The following is a 16,594-nucleotide window of genomic DNA, read 5'->3' as shown; positions in this document are numbered from 1 at the left end:
ACAGAAACGGGACTCGTTCGCAGCGTGTCGAGTATATGCCACACAATCGGGCAGGACTGCCTCACAATGGTGCGTCGATGACGACTGATATCCTTGCTGCCGCTGACTGCGCCGCGTGCGACCGGTATGCGGTTGAAAACGGTGTGATGTCCCAAAGCCTTATGCGCAAGGCGGGGGAGGCCGTTGCGACCGCGATTCGCACACGTTGGGCGCCTCGTCCGGTCTTGGTGCTGGCCGGTCCAGGCAATAATGGCGGCGATGGTTTGATCGCGGCAGCGTCTTTGAGAGAATCGGGTTGGCCGGTCCGGGTCGTCTTGTTCGCAGAACCTGCCAGTCTGACCGATGATGCAGCTTGGGCATTTGGCGTTTGGGGTGAGGCGGTCGAGCGGGCTCACGGTGTCGATATCGACAAGACGGGCCTGGTGGTCGACGCCCTGTTTGGTGCCGGCCTGTCGCAGGCGATCTCGGGCGATGCCGCGCGCTGGATTGAGCAATTGCAGCGAGCGCGAACCCCGCAACGGGGGAGGGCAGTGCCCGTCATTGCGGTCGATCTGCCCAGCGGCGTCGCCGGTGATGCACACATGTCGGAAGGGTCCGTTCTGACCGCCGATCTGACGGTCACATTCCATGCCCGCAAGCTGGCGCATCTCATCGAACCCTTCGCCGGGCTTTGCGGCGAGGTCGTGTGTGCCGACATCGGAATTCCCGATGGTTGGCAGCAGTTGGTGGCACCCATCGCGCAGGAAGTTGTCGCACCGGACTGGCCGGCGGCCCGCTCAACAGGCGGTGGTGACCACAAACACCAGCGTGGCCGCGTGGCTGTGTTTTCCGGCGGGGCGAGCGCGACCGGAGCGGCACGACTGGCAGCCCGGGCTGCGTTGCGGGCCGGGTCCGGTCTGGTCACGGTATGCTCGCCACCCTCCGCTCACCTCGTCAATGCGGGTCATCTGACGGCGGCGATGCTTACGCGCTGGGACGGTGCGGCCGACACTGCGCGCGTATTGGCGGATCTGCGAGCGCAATCGGCGGTTCTCGGACCAGCCATGGGAGTCGGAGACGGGAGCCGGGAAAGCGTGCTTTCGGCGCTCTCAACCGGATTGCCGTTGGTGCTTGATGCCGATGCGCTCACCAGTTTCGCAGACACCCCCGATATCCTGTTCGACGCGCTTCACCCGGCCTGCGTCCTGACCCCGCACCAAGGCGAGTTCGACCGCCTTTTCGCGCACCGATTGCGACGTGGCAGCAAGTTTGACCGTGCCGTCGGTGCGGCGGGACTGGCGGGATGCACCGTCCTGCTCAAGGGAGCCGCCACCGTGATTGCGTCGCCGGGTCGGGTGCCGTTTATCAACCGGCACGCCAGTGCGTGGCTCGCCACGGCCGGCAGCGGGGATGTCCTCGCGGGCATGATCGCCTCGGGTCTCGCATCCGGCTTGTCGCCACATGACGCCGCCGCGGGTGCGGCGTGGCTGCATGGCGCTGCCGGGCGGCGCCTCGGTGCCGGACTGATTGCTGAGGACCTGCCGGAGGAACTTCCGGCTGTGCTGCAGGCGCTTCGCCGCCGTCGCCATCGCGAGGCGGTTCACAGCCATCTGCTGTCGCATGGATGCTAAGCGTTTGCGGGGCTTGGAACTTGTCGCGGACCGGTGCAGGGTCTGGTAACGACCTTCCCCCGGGGTAAATCATGTCTGACACAACCTATCGCGCCGATAATCAACTCGATGCGGATGCGCTCGCCTTTCACATGAAACCGACGCCCGGCAAGCTTGCCGTGACCTCGACCAAACCGATGGCGACACAGCGCGATCTTGCGCTCGCTTACAGCCCGGGGGTGGCCGCGCCGGTACGGGCGATCGCCGAAGATCCGGACACGGTCTACGACTATACCTCCAAGGGCAATATGGTCGCTGTGGTGTCGAACGGAACGGCCATTCTGGGCCTGGGCAATCTCGGGCCGGCCGCGTCGAAGCCGGTGATGGAAGGCAAGGCGGTCCTGTTCAAACGCTTTGCCGATATTGATGCGGTCGATATCGAAGTCGATTATACCGATCCGGACAAGTTCATTGAGTGTGTGCGCGGCTTTGGTGACACGTTCGGCGGGATCAATCTGGAAGATATCAAGTCGCCGGAATGTTTCGAGATCGAAACGAGACTGCGCGAAGAGCTCAATATCCCTGTCTTTCACGATGATCAGCACGGCACTGCGATCATCGCTGCGGCGGGTCTGATCAATGCCTGCGATCTGACCGGTCGCAAGATGGACGAACTGAAAGTCGTCCTGTGTGGTGCCGGAGCCGCCGGCCTGACCGTGCTCGAACTGATCGAGTCGATGGGCGTGAAGTCGCAAAACACGATTGTCGTTGATATCGATGGCGTCGTTTACGAAGGCCGTCCGGGCGGGCATGAGCGGCTGAACAAGCACGCGATCAAGACCGACAAGCGCACGCTCGCCGACGCTGCCAAGGGCGCTGATGTGCTGTTGGGCCTGTCGGCAGCGGGTGTGTTCACCAAGGAGATTGTGGCGTCGCTGGCACCCAATCCGATCATTTTCGCGATGGCCAATCCGACCCCGGAAATCACGCCGGAAGAGGTCAAGGCGGTCCGTGACGATGTCATCATGGCGACCGGGCGGTCCGATTATCCCAACCAGGTCAACAATGTTCTCGGGTTTCCCTATATTTTCCGCGGCGCCCTCGATGTCCGTGCCCGCACCATCAATGAAGAGATGAAGATTGCGGCGGCCCAGGCGCTTGCCGCCCTGGCCCGTGAAGATGTGCCCGACGAGGTGGCGCAAGCCTACAAGGTCGAACGTCTGCAATACGGGCCGGACTATATCATCCCGACGCCCTTCGATCCGCGTCTGATTTCCTGGGTTCCGCCCTTCGTGGCGCAGGCTGCGATCGACAGTGGCGTTGCCCGCCGCCCCCTCGAGGACAGCGAGGCCTACAAACAGGTTCTGGCCCGGCGCCTCGACCCAACGGCGGCCGTCCAGCAGCGCATCACTGCCTCAATCCGCGCCCAACAAAAGCGCATTGTCTTTGCCGAGGGCGAAGAGCCGGCCGTGATCCGTGCTGCGCACGCTTTCCAGACCCAGGGTCTGGGCAAGGCGATCCTAGTGGCGCGGGAGGACGTGGTTGCGGCCAACATGAAAGAGTTGGGGATTCCGGCGGGGACGCTCGAAGTCTGCAATGCGCGACTGTCCGAGTATAATGCCGACTATTCCGACTATCTCTACGAGCGCCTTCAACGGAAGGGCTATCTGCGTCGTGACGTTCAGCGGCGGGTCAATAATGACCGGAATGTCTTCTCCGCCTGCATGCTGAAAATGGGCCATGCCGATGGCATGGTCACAGGCGTCACGCGCCACTCTAACGTGGTCATGAATGACGTCGAGCTGGTGCTGGAACCGATCGCGGGCAGTCGGCCTGTCGGCGTAACCATCGCGGTCACCCGCGGTCGCAGCCTGGTCATCGGCGACACCTCGGTCACCGAGTTTCCGGACGCCGAGGCGCTGGCTGAAATCGCTGTCGTCACGGCCAACGCTGCCCGTCGTTTCGGGATGACGCCGCACCTAGCCTTCCTGTCCTATTCCAGTTTCGGCAACCCGCCGGGCGAACGGACGACCAAGATCCAGCAGGCGGTCGAAATTCTCGACGCCCAGGGGGCTGATTTCGAGTATGAGGGCGAGCTGGCGGCCGATGTCGCCCTCGACCCGGACCATCACAAGCTTTACCCGTTCTCGCGCCTGACCCAGCCGGCCAATGTGCTGATCATGCCGGCCATTCATTCCGCCTCGATTGCCGTGCGCCTGCTCAAGGCGGCCGGCGGCGCGACCGTGATCGGTCCGATGCTGGTTGGGTTGGAAAAACCGGTTCAGATCGCACGCCTTGGCGCCAATGTGACGGATATCGTCAATCTGGCGGGCATTGCCGCTTATGACCTCAATCAGCCGGCGCTTTGAGATCGTGATCGCGGCCGGTGCGCCGGAGTACTCGTCAAGCGTTTCGGCCGAGGCCGGAAGCAGTAACCAATCGCAGTGATCTCACGGCGAATTGACGGCGTTGCGATGCAGACAGGCACCGCCATGCCTATCTATGCTCGTGTTCGAGTGAAGAGGGGTTGCGAATGGCGGGACGGGCAGCACATGACATGACGGAAGGGCCGGTCTTCGGCCATATCCTCCGCATGATCATGCCGATGAGTTTCGGCATCCTGGCGATGATGCTGGTCGGGATTGTCGACACATATTGGGTCGGCACGCTCGGCACCGCCGAACAGGCCGCCGTCCAGATGAGTTTCCCGGTCACCATGCTGGTGATGAGTGTGGCGATCGGATTGGGCGCGGGTGCGGTCTCGGCCGTGTCGCGCGCCGCCGGTCGCAAGGACGGCACGTCGACCATCGCCCGGATCGCGACCGATGCCATGACCCTGGCGTTGATATCGGTCGGCTCGGTCTCGATGCTCGGCGTGATCTTCGTCGAGCCAATCTTCCGGCAACTCGGCGCCAGTGAGACCATGTTGCCGCATGTCGTCGATTACATGTCGGTGTGGTTCGCCGGCATCGTGTTGATCGTCGGTCCCATGGTCGCCAGCAACATACTCCGCGCACTCGGCAATGCCGTTATCCCCAGCCTGATGATGATTGCGGCCGCTTTCGTGAACCTGATTCTCGACCCGATTTTCATCCTTGATGACGTGTTCGGCATCATTCCCGGCCTCGGCTGGGGCGTGTCCGGTGCAGCGCTGGCAACGGTTGCCGCCAATGCGGTGACGTTCGCAATGGTCGCCTGGTATCTGGCGGTTAAGGAAAAGCTGATCGATGTCAAACCGGAAGGGTTTGGCGAGGTCTGGCATCACTGGCTGGACATTGCCCGGGTTGGCCTGCCCGCCTGCTTGTCGAATGTGTTCAATCCGTTGGCGATGACGATCGCAATGTCGGGTCTCGCCATGGCTCGTTTCGGGGATTCTGCGGTTGGTGGCCTGGGGGTGGCCGGCCGTATCGAAGCCTTTGCCATCGTACCGCTGTTTGCGCTGTCGGCCTGCATTGGCGCCGTGACCGGACAGAATGGTGGTGCTGACCGCCTCGACCGGGTCCGCGAGGCCTTCCGGTCGAGTTTTATCTTCTGCATCGGGTGGAGCCTTGGCATCGCTGCGATCCTGTGGGTGACCGCGCCCTGGCTGGCAGCCGCCTTCCTTCCCAGTGAGGCCGGGCAATCCACCGCCATCGCCTATTGGCGCATTGTGCCGCTGACGATCGCCGGCTATGGCATCACCATCGCGGCATCTGCCGGTTTCAACGGCCTTGGCCGACCGGCGCATGGCATGGTGATCACGGCATCGCGCGCACTTGGCATGATGATTCCCGCCGTCATCATCGGGGCGTACTGGTTGGATGCGCCGGTCGGCGTTATCTGGGGCGTGGCCTTTGCCAACATCGTGGCCGGTCTGGCAACGGCGCTGTTTGTTCTCACCAGGGCGCCGATGACGGCCAAGCACGGGCGGCAGCGCAAGCGCAGCGCTCCGCCCGCGGCCGAGCCGGTTGCCGACCCGGTCGCGGCGCAGGATACGCCCTAGCGCTTGACCAGAACGGCGCTGAGTTCGGGTTTGCCGTTCAGCTGTGGATGCGGCCAAGTGGAGATCGTCTCCGGCTCGGGCCATCGCCAACGCATATCGGAAAACAGGTCCCGCATCACATCCAACGGGCAGCCATAAGGCGGACCTCCGCGCTCATCCTTCTGCATGAACAACGCAAGCATCCGGCCGCCGGGCTTGAGCCAACGCACGAGCGTTGTCTCATAGTCGCTTCGCAGGCGCGGATGGATGGCACACAGGAATGTCTGGTCATAGACAAGGTCGACCGGCTCCGGTGGTGTCCAGGCGAGGACATCGCCAGCGATCAGCCGGGCGCGCTGTTTCGCCGTGGCAAACTGGTCCGTCTGCCAGTCGATCGCGGTCGGTGAGAGATCAATCCCTGCTGCTGTCAGGCCGGCTTTGGCAAAGGCGAGGACCTCCGGCGACCGGCCACAGCCCGGCACCACGACCCGCTCATCGGCGATGAAGGCACCGCTTGCTTCCCACGCGGCAAAGGCGGGGTGCACAGTGGCGCGTTCCCACGGTGTGTCATTGTCGCGAAACCGGATCTCCCAATCGATTGGGCTGCGATCTTCATCAGGCGTCATGGCGACAGTATCTGATGCGCCTCGTGCCGGGTCTAGGCTGCCTTGTGCATGCGATAGAGATCGACCATCGACAAGGCTTGGCCCGGCGCAGGCGCGGCGCGATCCGCGACTACCGTCTGGCCGGAAAAGAAGCGAACGCCGCTGGCCATCGCGGCCTTGAGCACATGCAGGTCGCGGACATCGTGCAGATAGGTGGCGGCCTTCAGTGCTGCCGCCGCCTTCACCATCTGGTTCAGGGCACGCGCGTCGTGGTCCATCAGACCTTCCGAGTTCGCATTCATCGGCGGCGGCGAGGCGCAAGAGAACAGGCTGACGCCGCTTTGGGCGAACGCGCCCAGCTCTCTCTCACCGAACGGTATCTCGGCCATCAAACCCACACCGTGTTTGCCTAGCTCGGCCAGCGCGGCGGCCTGCTTGGCCGGCTGATCGCTCAGGCCGTCGATGCGAACCAGCAGCGACTTGCGAAGCGGCGCCGGTAATCCGTTGATGGTATCAAGGAGCGTCGCGCGGTGCGTGTCATTGGCCCAACAGCTGGCGTGTATGGCAACCCGCAGCGTCATCCGCTTTTGTTTGCGGGCAAGGGCCAGGAGCATTGCGGTCGCGGCGTCGATCGCGCAGCTGTCGAGATCCATCTGGCTGACCCGGCTCATCCGGGTCGCGATGGCGCGACGCCCTTCCAGGGCCCGTCCGCCGATAACGACCTTGGCGAGACAGGCATTGGCGGCCAGCAGTTGTTTTTGGGCATCCCAGAGCGGCCGGTATTGCGCAATGACGCTGTCTTCCTCGCACTCGGTCACCGGGCGGCTGCGGGGCAGGGGCACTTCCGGCTCCACCGGTGGCTGGGTGCGGGATCGCCGGGCGTCGGCATCCGTCTCCGGCGCTGTTGCCACGCGCGTTGCGGCGAGTTGCGTGATATCGCTGGCATCGACGCGGCCGGCTTCCGTCTCGACGGACAGGTCGGCCGTATCGGGTGATCCAAGGAAGAAACGCATCAGCGCCTCGGAGAGGGCCGCAAGCATGTCCGCGGGATTGTCCGGCGCGCTGGCAAACAGGACGAGAAAGCCTTCCTCGCACGGAATGACGGCGTCATCCTCGTCGAGGCGTTTGGCGAGAAACTGCGTTCCGGCGACGAGCGCCTTCTTCTTGACGCTGGGCCAGTTCTCGCCGGCCTGTTCGCGGACGGCATTGAGGTTGAGCAAGCGGAATTGCCCGACATCAATGCGCTCGCCCCGGGCCATGGCCCGGCGTATGAAGGTCTTGAGATCGGCTGTCATGAAGGCCCGTCGCACAGTCGTTTGAGGGATGATGTACCGACAATGCTTAAGGCCACATTGACCCTGCAGGTTCCGGCAGCAGCCATCGACGTGTGACGGCGCAGGACGGCTCTTGCCTGCCGCGACAAGCCGCGCCATAACGCCGGCCCGACCTGCGGATGTGGCGGAACTGGTAGACGCGCCAGATTTAGGTTCTGGTGCCGAGAGGCGTGGGGGTTCGAGTCCCTCCATCCGCACCACCCATCGCCCTGCGGGCTTCGGGTGGCAGGCCGCCTTGGCGGTCGCAATCAGCACGAACAGTGTGCGGTGATGCGGCCCAACCGCTGCACAGCGTTGCACGCGCCGAATCCGCGTGACATAACGCGCGCTCGATTTTGCACGCGGTTCGCGCCGCCCGTTTACCTGAACATCAAGGCTAACCCATGAACGTCATCGAGAAAGCTACCGAAGGCTTGAGCCGCATCTATGAGATCGTCATCCCGGCCGACGATCTGCAAGCTCGCCTGGCTGCGAAGATCGAAGAGATCCGTCCTGAAGTCCGTCTGAAGGGCTTCCGCCCGGGCAAGGTGCCGACCAGCCACATCCGCAAGATGTTCGGCGAAAGTATCATGGGTGACCTGCTCAACGAGCTGGTTCCGGAAACTACCCAGAAAACGCTCGACGAGAAGAATCTCCGTCCGGCCTCGCAGCCGGACATCTCGGTGACCAGCGAAGCCAAGGACGTGCTCGGCGGCAAGGCTGACTTCGTTTTCGAGATCGCTCTTGAGATCATGCCCGATTTCGAGCCGGCTGATCCGTCCAAACTGTCGGTGACCCGTCCGGTGGCTGAAGTCGAGGACGCTGAAGTCAACGAGGCGCTCGAGCGTCTGGCCGGTGAAAGCCGTGAGTTCGCGGCCAGGAAGGGCGGCAAGAACGCCAAGGCCGAAGACGGCGATGTCGTCGTGGTCGACTTTGTCGGCAAGCTGGATGGTGAAGTCTTCGAGGGCGGTTCCGCCGAGGACGCGCGCGTTGCCATTGGCGATGGCGCCTTCATTCCTGGCTTTGAAGAGCAGCTGCTTGGCGCCAAGGTCGGCGAAGAGCGCGTGCTCAATGTGACCTTCCCGGACGACTATCAAGCCGCTCAGCTGGCCGGCAAGGCTGCCACTTTTGACGTCACCGTGAAGGGCCTCGAGGCCCCGCAGGAGGCCAAGGTCGATGACGAGTTGGCCAAACGTCTCGGCCTGGAAAACCTCGACAGCCTGAAGGATGCGCTGAAAAAGCGTTTCGCCGGCGAGCACGCCCAGCAGTCGCGCATGAAGGTCAAGCGTGACCTGCTCGACAAGCTGGATGCCGAGCACAAATTCGACCTGCCGCCGAAAATGGTGGAAGCCGAGTTCGAGAATATCTGGCGTGAAGTGGCGCACGCCATCGAGCACGATCATCTCGAGGAAGAAGACAAGAACAAGTCGGAAGACGAACTCAAGTCGGAATACCGCGAGATCGCCGAGCGCCGCGTGCGCCTGGGTCTGGTGCTGGCCGAGATCGGTCGCCGCAACAATATCGATGTGACCCAGGAAGAACTGTCCCGCGCCATCAACCAGGAAGCGGTGAAGTATCCGGGCCAGGAGCGCCAAGTCGTCGAGTTCTACCAGAAGAACCCGAACGCCGTCGCCCAGATGCGCGCGCCGATCTATGAGGAAAAAGTCGTCGATTATATCCTCGAGCTTGCCGAAGTGACCGAAACCACGGTCTCCAAGGAAGCGCTCTACGCGGACGAGGACGAAGCGCCTGCCAAGCCGGCCAAGAAGGCCGCCGCAAAGAAGGCTCCGGCCAAGAAAGCACCGGCCAAGAAGACCGCTGCCAAGGCGGATGACGACAAGCCGGCCGCCAAGAAGAAGGCGCCGGCCAAGAAAACCGCTGACAAGGACGAGGCTGCGGCCAAGAAGCCGGCTGCCAAGAAGAAGGCCCCGGCCAAGAAGGCGGCTGCCAAGAAAGACGCTTGATCCTGACAGCGTTTCGCAATGACACAGCGCCGGCGCTATCCAAGCGTCGGCGCTTTTCGTTTCGGCACGATTTGGCAGATGTCGCTGCAGCGTGCGCCTTGCCTACAACTTCGACGCCCGCGATAGTCCCATTATCCCGTCTGATGAGAATCGGCCCGATCCCGGTGCCGTCACCCCAAGGAGCGCGATATGCATGATCCCCAGGATGTAATGATGAATCTGGTTCCGATCGTCGTCGAACAGACGAGCCGTGGCGAGCGCTCTTTCGATATCTATTCGCGCCTCCTCAAGGAGCGCATCATTTTCGTCACCGGTCCGATCGAGGACCATATGGCGAGCCTGATCATTGCCCAACTTCTCTTCCTCGAGTCCGAGAACCCGAAAAAAGAGATCTCGATGTATATCAACTCACCGGGCGGTGTGGTGTCGGCCGGTCTCGGCATCTATGACACAATGCAATATATCCGCTCGCCGGTGTCGACGATGTGCCTGGGCATGGCCGCTTCGATGGGATCTCTGCTGCTGACGGCGGGCGAGAAGGACATGCGCTTTGCAGCGCCCAATGCGCGCATCATGGTGCACCAGCCGTCCGGTGGTTTCCGCGGCCAGGCGTCCGACATTGAGCGCCACGCGGCTGACATCCAGAAGATCAAACGGCGCCTGAACGAGATTTATGTGAGCCACACCGGTCGCACATATGAAGAGATTGAAAATGCCCTCGATCGCGACAATTTCATGTCGGCGGAAGAGGGGCTGGAATTCGGCCTGATCGACAAGGTCATCGAACGCCGCGCGGAAGACGAGAAGGAAGGTTCTGACAGCTAGCACCGAACCGGGATGCAGGCATGATGCTTGATCGGTACTGCATCCATGTGATCGAATGCGCAGCGACGGAAACCTTTCGCTAAAGTTCGGCCTTGATTTTGCACGAGGCTGAAAGCGAAAGCAGGTATCATCGCGATGCCTGCGGGTTGAAATGGAGCGGTCATGAGTAAGACGACGGGCGGAGACAGCGAGTCGAAGAACACTCTCTACTGCTCTTTTTGCGGAAAGAGTCAGCATGAGGTCCGCAAACTGATCGCCGGACCTACGGTGTTCATCTGTGATGAATGCGTCGAACTCTGCATGGATATTATCCGCGAGGAGAACAAATCCTCGCTGGTGAAGTCCAAGGAAGGCGTCCCGTCTCCGCAGGAAATTTTCAACGTGCTCAATGATTATGTGATCGGCCAAGCGCATGCCAAGCGCGTGCTCGCCGTGGCGGTCCACAATCACTACAAGCGCCTCAATCACGCTTCGCAGAACTCTGACGTTGAACTCGCCAAATCGAACATCCTGCTGATCGGACCGACCGGTTGCGGCAAGACGCTGCTCGCGCAGACGCTGGCCCGTATCCTCGATGTGCCCTTCACCATGGCCGATGCAACGACGCTTACTGAAGCCGGTTATGTCGGTGAGGATGTCGAGAATATCGTCCTGAAATTGCTCCAGGCTGCCGACTATAATGTCGAACGGGCCCAGCGCGGCATTGTCTATATCGATGAGATCGACAAGATTTCGCGCAAGTCTGACAACCCTTCCATCACCCGTGACGTGTCGGGTGAGGGTGTGCAGCAAGCGCTCCTGAAAATCATGGAAGGCACGGTCGCGTCGGTGCCGCCGCAGGGCGGTCGCAAGCATCCGCAGCAGGAATTCCTGCAGGTCGACACCACCAATATCCTCTTCGTCGTCGGCGGCGCCTTCGCCGGTCTCGACAAGGTGATCTCGCAGCGCGGGCAGGGTTCCTCGATTGGCTTTGGCGCTGATGTGCGTGAGCCGGACGCCCGTCGTACGGGTGAAATCCTGCGCGAAGTGGAGCCCGATGACCTGCTGCGCTTCGGCCTGATCCCGGAATTCGTGGGTCGCCTGCCCGTCATCGCGACGTTGGAGGACCTTGATGTCGGTGCGCTGGTGCAGATCCTGACCGAACCGAAGAACGCGCTCGTGAAGCAGTATCAGCGCCTGTTCGAGATGGAAGGCGTAGGCCTGACCTTCACCGAAGACGCCCTCAAAGGCATTGCCAACCGGGCCATTGCCCGCAAGACCGGTGCCCGTGGCCTGCGTTCGATCATGGAAGGCATCCTCCTGGAAACCATGTTCGATCTTCCAAGTCTGGAAGGCGTGGAAGAGATCGTCGTCAACGGCGAAGTGGTCGAGGGCAATGCCAAGCCGCTGTCCATCTATGCCGAGCGCAAGGACGACAAGCGGGAGGGTGCTTGACCTTTCAGGGTCTCGTCGCCACCTCTTGAGGTAAGCTGGAACACCGGAGACCGCGCTCGGCGCGTGCATCCGGTGGTTCCGAATAGAGTCACGATCTGTATCAAGGTCTGCACGCGCTCCTCCGGTTGAGCGCGCATGGAGCAAGCATGTCCACCACGAAGACACTCCCCCTTCTACCCCTGCGCGACATTGTCGTTTTCCCGCATATGATTGTGCCGCTCTTTGTCGGGCGCGAGAAATCGGTCAAGGCGCTCGAAGAGGTGATGAAGGCCGACAAGCAAATCCTGCTGGCCACCCAGCGCACCGCGTCCGACGATGAGCCGAGCGCTGACGCGATCCACACCACCGGCGTGATCGCTTCGGTATTGCAATTGCTGAAATTGCCGGATGGCACGGTCAAGGTGCTGGTCGAAGGCGGTGTTCGCGTCGAAATCGGCGGCTATACGGCCCGGACCGATTTCTACGAGGCCGAATGCACGCCGATCGACGAGGATCCGGGCGATGTCTCCGAACTGGAAGCGCTGATGCGTACGGTGTCGGCCAAGTTCGATGACTACGTGAAGCTGAACAAGAAAGTGCCGCCGGAAGCCCTGGCGTCGCTGTCGCAGATCCGTGAACCGGGCAAGCTGTCGGACTCCATTGCAGCCCATCTCGCCGTCAAGATCGACGAGAAACAGTCGCTGCTCGAAGAGCCGGACGTGACCCGCCGCCTGGAGCGCATTCTCGGCATGATGGAGGGCGAGATCGGTGTCCTTCAGGTCGAGAAGAAAATCCGTTCGCGCGTGAAGCGCCAGATGGAAAAGACCCAGCGCGAATATTATCTCAACGAGCAGATGAAGGCGATCCAGCGTGAGCTGGGCGAGACCGATGACAGCCGTGAAGAGCTGGCCGAGCTGGAAGAGAAACTGGCCGAGGCCAAGCTTTCCAAGGAAGCCCGCACCAAGGCGGATGCCGAATTCAAGAAGCTGCGCAATATGAGCCCGATGTCGGCCGAGGCCACCGTCGTGCGCAATTATCTCGACTGGATCCTTTCTGTTCCGTGGGGCAAGCGCAAGCGTCTGAAGAATGACCTGGAACGCGCTGAAAACATTCTGGAAACGGACCATTACGGCCTCGAGAAGGTCAAGGAGCGCATCCTTGAGCATCTCGCAGTTCAGGCTCGCACCAAGAAGCTGAAAGGCCCGATCCTGTGCCTCGTCGGCCCGCCCGGCGTCGGCAAGACCTCGCTTGGCCGCTCGATTGCCAAGGCGACCGGCCGCGACTTCGTGCGCATGTCGCTCGGCGGCGTTCGCGACGAAGCCGAGATCCGCGGTCACCGCCGGACCTATATCGGTTCCATGCCCGGCCGCATCATCCAGTCGATGAAAAAGGTCAATTCGTCCAATCCGCTCTTCCTGCTCGATGAGATCGACAAGCTCGGCGCCGATTATCGCGGTGACCCGGCTTCGGCCCTCCTGGAAGTGCTCGATCCGGAACAGAATGCCAATTTCAACGATCACTATCTGGAGGTCGATTACGACCTGTCGGACATCATGTTCGTGACCACGGCCAATACGCTCAACCTGCCGCAGCCGCTTCTCGACCGGATGGAGATCATCCGTATCGCTGGCTATACAGAGGACGAGAAGGTCGAGATCGCCAAGCGCCACCTCATCCCCAAGCAGATGAAAAATCATGCGCTCAAGGACAGTGAGTGGTCGCTGAGCGAGGAAGGTCTTCGTGATCTGATCCGTTATTACACGCGTGAAGCGGGTGTTCGCAGTCTCGAACGTGAAATCGCCAATCTTGCCCGCAAGTCCGTCGTTCGCATTGAGCGCGGCACGGCCAGCGCGATCACGATCACGCCGGCCAATCTCGGTGATTTCGCGGGGGTCCGGAAGCACCGCTTTGGCGAGACCGAGGATCATGACCAGATCGGTATTGTCACCGGCCTGGCCTGGACGGAAGTTGGTGGTGACCTGTTGACGATCGAAGCCGTCCGCATGCCGGGGCGCGGCAAGATGATGGTCACGGGCAATCTGCGCGATGTGATGAAGGAGTCGATCTCGGCGGCCAATTCCTTTGTCCAGTCGCGCGCGCCGTCGCTGGGCATCAAGCCGACGATTTTCCGTGCGGCAGACATTCACGTCCACATGCCCGAGGGCGCCACGCCGAAAGACGGCCCGTCGGCGGGCGTCGGCATGATGACCGCGATTGTCTCGGTGCTGACCGGTATTCCGGTGCGCAAGGATATCGCCATGACGGGTGAGATCACCCTGCGCGGCCGTGTCCTGCCGATTGGCGGCCTCAAGGAGAAACTGCTTGCGGCCCTGCGCGGTGGCGTGAAGACCGTCCTCATCCCGAAAGACAATGAAAAGGACCTCGCCGAGATCCCGGACAATGTCAAAGAGGGCATGGAAATCATCGCGGTCGAGACCGCCGATGAAGTGCTGATGCGAGCCCTGGTCGAGCCAGTTGAACCGGTCGAGTGGACGGAGGCAGACGAGGCCGCCCTGGCCGCAATGGCCGCCCAGCAGGGTGGTGACCCGGCTGGGCAGCCGATTGCGCACTAGGCGCTGAAAATCGTTTCATTTGAAACAATCTTGGCCGGAGGCGATGTCTCCGGCCATTTTTGTGCAGAAATCATCTGATTTCGCGCAGAAAGTGGATTGACCGTGCGCACCGGGGCGGCCACTGTCGCCGTCATGAACAGCGCGACGTATTTCTTTGCGGCCTATTTTACCAACGCGACCCATCTGGGGGCGGTGGCCGGCTAGCATGTGCATCAGCGCAGCGTAACCAGGGCCTCCCCCACGGGGAGGCCCTTTTCTTTTGTCTGAAGGGATGACGAGCATGACAACGGAAATGACGCGGGACGAGATCCGCACCGCCATCAGCGAGATCGATCAACAATTGATCGATGCCATCGCCCGCCGCTCGGACCTTGTCGAGGACATGCTCAAGGCCAAGGCGAAAACCGGCAGCCCGGTGCGCGACCGTGAACGCGAGCGCGAAGTGTTGCGGTCGGCCGTCCAGCAGGGCGCAGAGCGCGGTCTGTCGAGCGAACTTGTCGAAACGGTGTTTCATGCCCTCTTCGAAAGCTCGATCCGGCGTCAGCGCGAAAATTTTGACTCACTGCGCAATGACGAGCTCAACGAAGCCAGTGTCGCTTATCTTGGCGGACCGGGCAGTTACAGTCATATCGCGGCCCAGAAAGTCTTCCAGCGCCGCAACGCGACCGTCATCCCGTCGCCGAAACGTGACTTCGTGTCGATCTTCCGGGCCGTCGAGAATGCCGAGGTCGATTACGGTGTCATCCCGATCGAGAACACGACCACCGGCTCGATCAATGAGGTCTATGACATCCTGATCAATTCCCACACCCAGATCATCGGTGAGTTCCTGCTGCGGGTGGATCATTGCCTGGTGGGGCGGGCGAGCGGGCAGGGGCGTGTGCGTCGGGTCTTCGGGCATCCCCAGGCACTGGCGCAATGTCGCCGTTACATCGCGTCCCATCCGGAGTTGGAGACCCATATGGCCGCCTCCACGACGCGCGCCCTGGAGCGGTTGCTGGAGGATGACGACACGGCCGTCGCCGTCGCCGGTGAGGATGCGGCCCGCCTTTTCGGCATGGATGTGCTGGAACGCAATGTCGGTGATCACGAGCAGAACATCACCCGTTTCATTGTGATCGGTCGCAAGTCCAAACTCCCGACCCGTGAAGTGGAATGCAAGACCTCGATGATGTTCACCACGCGCGATACGCCGGGCTCGCTGGTCGATGCCCTGCTGGGTTTCCGCGACAATGGCATCAATCTGGTGAAGCTGGAATCGCGGCCGATTGCCGGCAATCCCTGGGAAGAAATGTTCATCATGGATGTCGAGGGCCATCTGGAGGACCGCAAGATCAAGGATTCCATGGCGGTGCTCGAGGAGCACACACGCGAGATCAAACTGCTCGGCTGTTATGCCATGGACGCGATCGACAAGGTGACATCCGCCGAGTAGGTGGAATGGCGAGGCGGGAAGGGGTTGACCGGGCGCTTCCGGTTCGGCCGCTCCGTGACATGACGGTTCGTTGGGGCGACAAAATGAACGTTGTTCGACGGCGCGGTCGGGAGTATCAGAACCGCATGACAGATGTTCAGGATCAGTCCCGGCCGCGCGGTCGTCCCGCACTCGCTCCGGAAGCCCGAGGGGAGGCGTTGGCGGCTGCCGGCGCACTGCTCGCCGAGCAGGGACTGAAGGGCATGAAGGCCCGAACGATTGCGGAGCGGGCCGGCCTGAGCGTGGGCTCGATCTACAAGCTGTTCGGCGACATTGATGACCTGGTGCGCGAGCTGAATGTGCTGACCTATCGTGATGTCGCCCTGCATCATCAGGCCGCGCTGGCCAATGCAGGACTGGACGCTGGCGATGTGCACGGGCGTCTGATGGTTCTGGCCCGCGCCTATCTTGATTTCATCATCAACAATGATGCCCGCTGGAGAGCCCTGCTGACCTTCAATCGCCGCAATTCGGGCGAGGCGCCGCGCTATTACACGCAGCATGAAGACGAGCTTTTCCATATCATCACCGATGTGCTGGAACCGGCGCCGGGACTGGACGGGTTGGAGGCTCGGGAGACCGCTGCCCGGGCCATCTGGGCTGCCGTGCACGGCATCATCGTTATCGTCCTGCCCAATGCCCGCTATGCCGACCCGGTGGCGACGGCGATGGCACAGATCGAAATGATCGTGGGCGCATTTATCCGGGATGCTGCAGCGCGTCGTTGAGACGGGCTTGCGTCTTTGGGGCGGTAGGCATTACAAGCGCCACCTGCCCGCCAGCCGGGCACCGATATCCGGGCGGTTAGCTCAGCTGGGAGAGCATCTCGTTTACACCGAGAGGGTCGGGGGTTCGAGCCCCTCACCGCCCACCATAT

Annotated in this window: 11 protein-coding genes and 2 tRNA genes; 11 read left to right on the top strand and 2 right to left on the bottom strand. The window is 61.9% G+C overall.

The genetic code is table 11. The features are described from left to right. Window positions 1-77 precede the first annotated feature (77 nt). From AWH62_RS11920 to AWH62_RS11910, 3 genes are all read left to right on the top strand, one after another. A complete protein-coding gene (locus tag AWH62_RS11920; protein WP_075190724.1) occupies window positions 78-1,610 on the top strand; it encodes a bifunctional ADP-dependent NAD(P)H-hydrate dehydratase/NAD(P)H-hydrate epimerase in 1,533 nt (510 codons plus the stop codon). Window positions 1,611-1,681: 71 nt separating this feature from the next. Continuing rightward, window positions 1,682-3,958, top strand: coding sequence for an NADP-dependent malic enzyme (locus tag AWH62_RS11915; protein WP_075190723.1), 2,277 nt, complete (start codon window positions 1,682-1,684; stop codon window positions 3,956-3,958). A gap of 164 nt (window positions 3,959-4,122) precedes the next feature. Continuing rightward, the gene (locus AWH62_RS11910) at window positions 4,123-5,571 is read left to right on the top strand and encodes an MATE family efflux transporter (protein WP_075190722.1); all 1,449 of its coding nucleotides are present in this window, start codon (window positions 4,123-4,125) and stop codon (window positions 5,569-5,571) included. Here the strand turns inward: AWH62_RS11910 and AWH62_RS11905 are convergent. Together AWH62_RS11905 and AWH62_RS11900 are read right to left on the bottom strand one after the other, a co-directional pair. Further along, window positions 5,568-6,176 (bottom strand): methyltransferase domain-containing protein, encoded by a 609-nt coding sequence (locus AWH62_RS11905; RefSeq protein ID WP_075190721.1) that lies wholly within the window; start codon window positions 6,174-6,176, stop codon window positions 5,568-5,570. The genes AWH62_RS11910 and AWH62_RS11905 overlap by 4 nt on opposite strands. A gap of 32 nt (window positions 6,177-6,208) precedes the next feature. Further along, window positions 6,209-7,450 carry a hypothetical protein gene (locus AWH62_RS11900; RefSeq protein ID WP_075190720.1) on the bottom strand — a complete coding sequence of 414 codons (1,242 nt, stop codon included), beginning with the start codon at window positions 7,448-7,450 and terminating at the stop codon, window positions 6,209-6,211. Between the two features lie 154 nt (window positions 7,451-7,604). Here AWH62_RS11900 and AWH62_RS11895 point away from each other — a divergent pair. From AWH62_RS11895 to AWH62_RS11860, 8 genes are all read left to right on the top strand, one after another. Then, a tRNA-Leu gene (locus AWH62_RS11895) sits at window positions 7,605-7,689 on the top strand. Window positions 7,690-7,872: 183 nt separating this feature from the next. Then, window positions 7,873-9,432 carry a trigger factor gene (gene tig, locus AWH62_RS11890; RefSeq protein ID WP_075190719.1) on the top strand — a complete coding sequence of 520 codons (1,560 nt, stop codon included), beginning with the start codon at window positions 7,873-7,875 and terminating at the stop codon, window positions 9,430-9,432. Between the two features lie 189 nt (window positions 9,433-9,621). Continuing rightward, window positions 9,622-10,257 (top strand): ATP-dependent Clp protease proteolytic subunit, encoded by a 636-nt coding sequence (locus tag AWH62_RS11885; RefSeq protein ID WP_075190718.1) that lies wholly within the window; start codon window positions 9,622-9,624, stop codon window positions 10,255-10,257. 162 nt (window positions 10,258-10,419) lie between these two features. Then, window positions 10,420-11,691, top strand: a complete 1,272-nt coding sequence (clpX, locus tag AWH62_RS11880; RefSeq protein ID WP_075190717.1) for an ATP-dependent Clp protease ATP-binding subunit ClpX — start codon at window positions 10,420-10,422, stop codon at window positions 11,689-11,691. A gap of 146 nt (window positions 11,692-11,837) precedes the next feature. After that, window positions 11,838-14,243: an endopeptidase La gene (lon, locus tag AWH62_RS11875; RefSeq protein ID WP_075190716.1), complete on the top strand. Its 2,406-nt coding sequence runs from the start codon at window positions 11,838-11,840 to the stop codon at window positions 14,241-14,243. A 280-nt stretch (window positions 14,244-14,523) separates the two neighbouring features. Continuing rightward, window positions 14,524-15,678, top strand: a complete 1,155-nt coding sequence (gene pheA / locus AWH62_RS11870; protein WP_158025622.1) for a prephenate dehydratase — start codon at window positions 14,524-14,526, stop codon at window positions 15,676-15,678. 125 nt (window positions 15,679-15,803) lie between these two features. Further along, the gene (locus AWH62_RS11865; protein ID WP_158025621.1) at window positions 15,804-16,445 is read left to right on the top strand and encodes a TetR/AcrR family transcriptional regulator; all 642 of its coding nucleotides are present in this window, start codon (window positions 15,804-15,806) and stop codon (window positions 16,443-16,445) included. Between the two features lie 70 nt (window positions 16,446-16,515). Continuing rightward, window positions 16,516-16,591 (top strand) — tRNA-Val (locus AWH62_RS11860). Window positions 16,592-16,594 lie beyond the last annotated feature (3 nt).

The organism is Maricaulis sp. W15 (assembly GCF_001924955.1).
GTDB classification, from domain to species: Bacteria; Pseudomonadota; Alphaproteobacteria; order Caulobacterales; family Maricaulaceae; genus Maricaulis; species Maricaulis maris.
The sequence above is the reverse complement of the archived record's forward strand: the minus strand, read 5'-3'. Positions and strand labels throughout refer to the sequence as shown.

Coding starts and splice junctions, on each gene's coding strand:
- AWH62_RS11915 (WP_075190723.1), top strand. CDS start 1,682: ATGTCTGACACAACCTATCGCGCCGATAATCAACTCGATGCGGATGCG.
- AWH62_RS11920 (WP_075190724.1), top strand. CDS start 78: ATGACGACTGATATCCTTGCTGCCGCTGACTGCGCCGCGTGCGACCGG.
- clpX (WP_075190717.1), top strand. CDS start 10,420: ATGAGTAAGACGACGGGCGGAGACAGCGAGTCGAAGAACACTCTCTAC.
- AWH62_RS11905 (WP_075190721.1), bottom strand. CDS start 6,176: ATGACGCCTGATGAAGATCGCAGCCCAATCGATTGGGAGATCCGGTTT.
- tig (WP_075190719.1), top strand. CDS start 7,873: ATGAACGTCATCGAGAAAGCTACCGAAGGCTTGAGCCGCATCTATGAG.
- AWH62_RS11865 (WP_158025621.1), top strand. CDS start 15,804: ATGACAGATGTTCAGGATCAGTCCCGGCCGCGCGGTCGTCCCGCACTC.
- lon (WP_075190716.1), top strand. CDS start 11,838: ATGTCCACCACGAAGACACTCCCCCTTCTACCCCTGCGCGACATTGTC.
- pheA (WP_158025622.1), top strand. CDS start 14,524: ATGACAACGGAAATGACGCGGGACGAGATCCGCACCGCCATCAGCGAG.
- AWH62_RS11910 (WP_075190722.1), top strand. CDS start 4,123: ATGGCGGGACGGGCAGCACATGACATGACGGAAGGGCCGGTCTTCGGC.
- AWH62_RS11900 (WP_075190720.1), bottom strand. CDS start 7,450: ATGACAGCCGATCTCAAGACCTTCATACGCCGGGCCATGGCCCGGGGC.
- AWH62_RS11885 (WP_075190718.1), top strand. CDS start 9,622: ATGCATGATCCCCAGGATGTAATGATGAATCTGGTTCCGATCGTCGTC.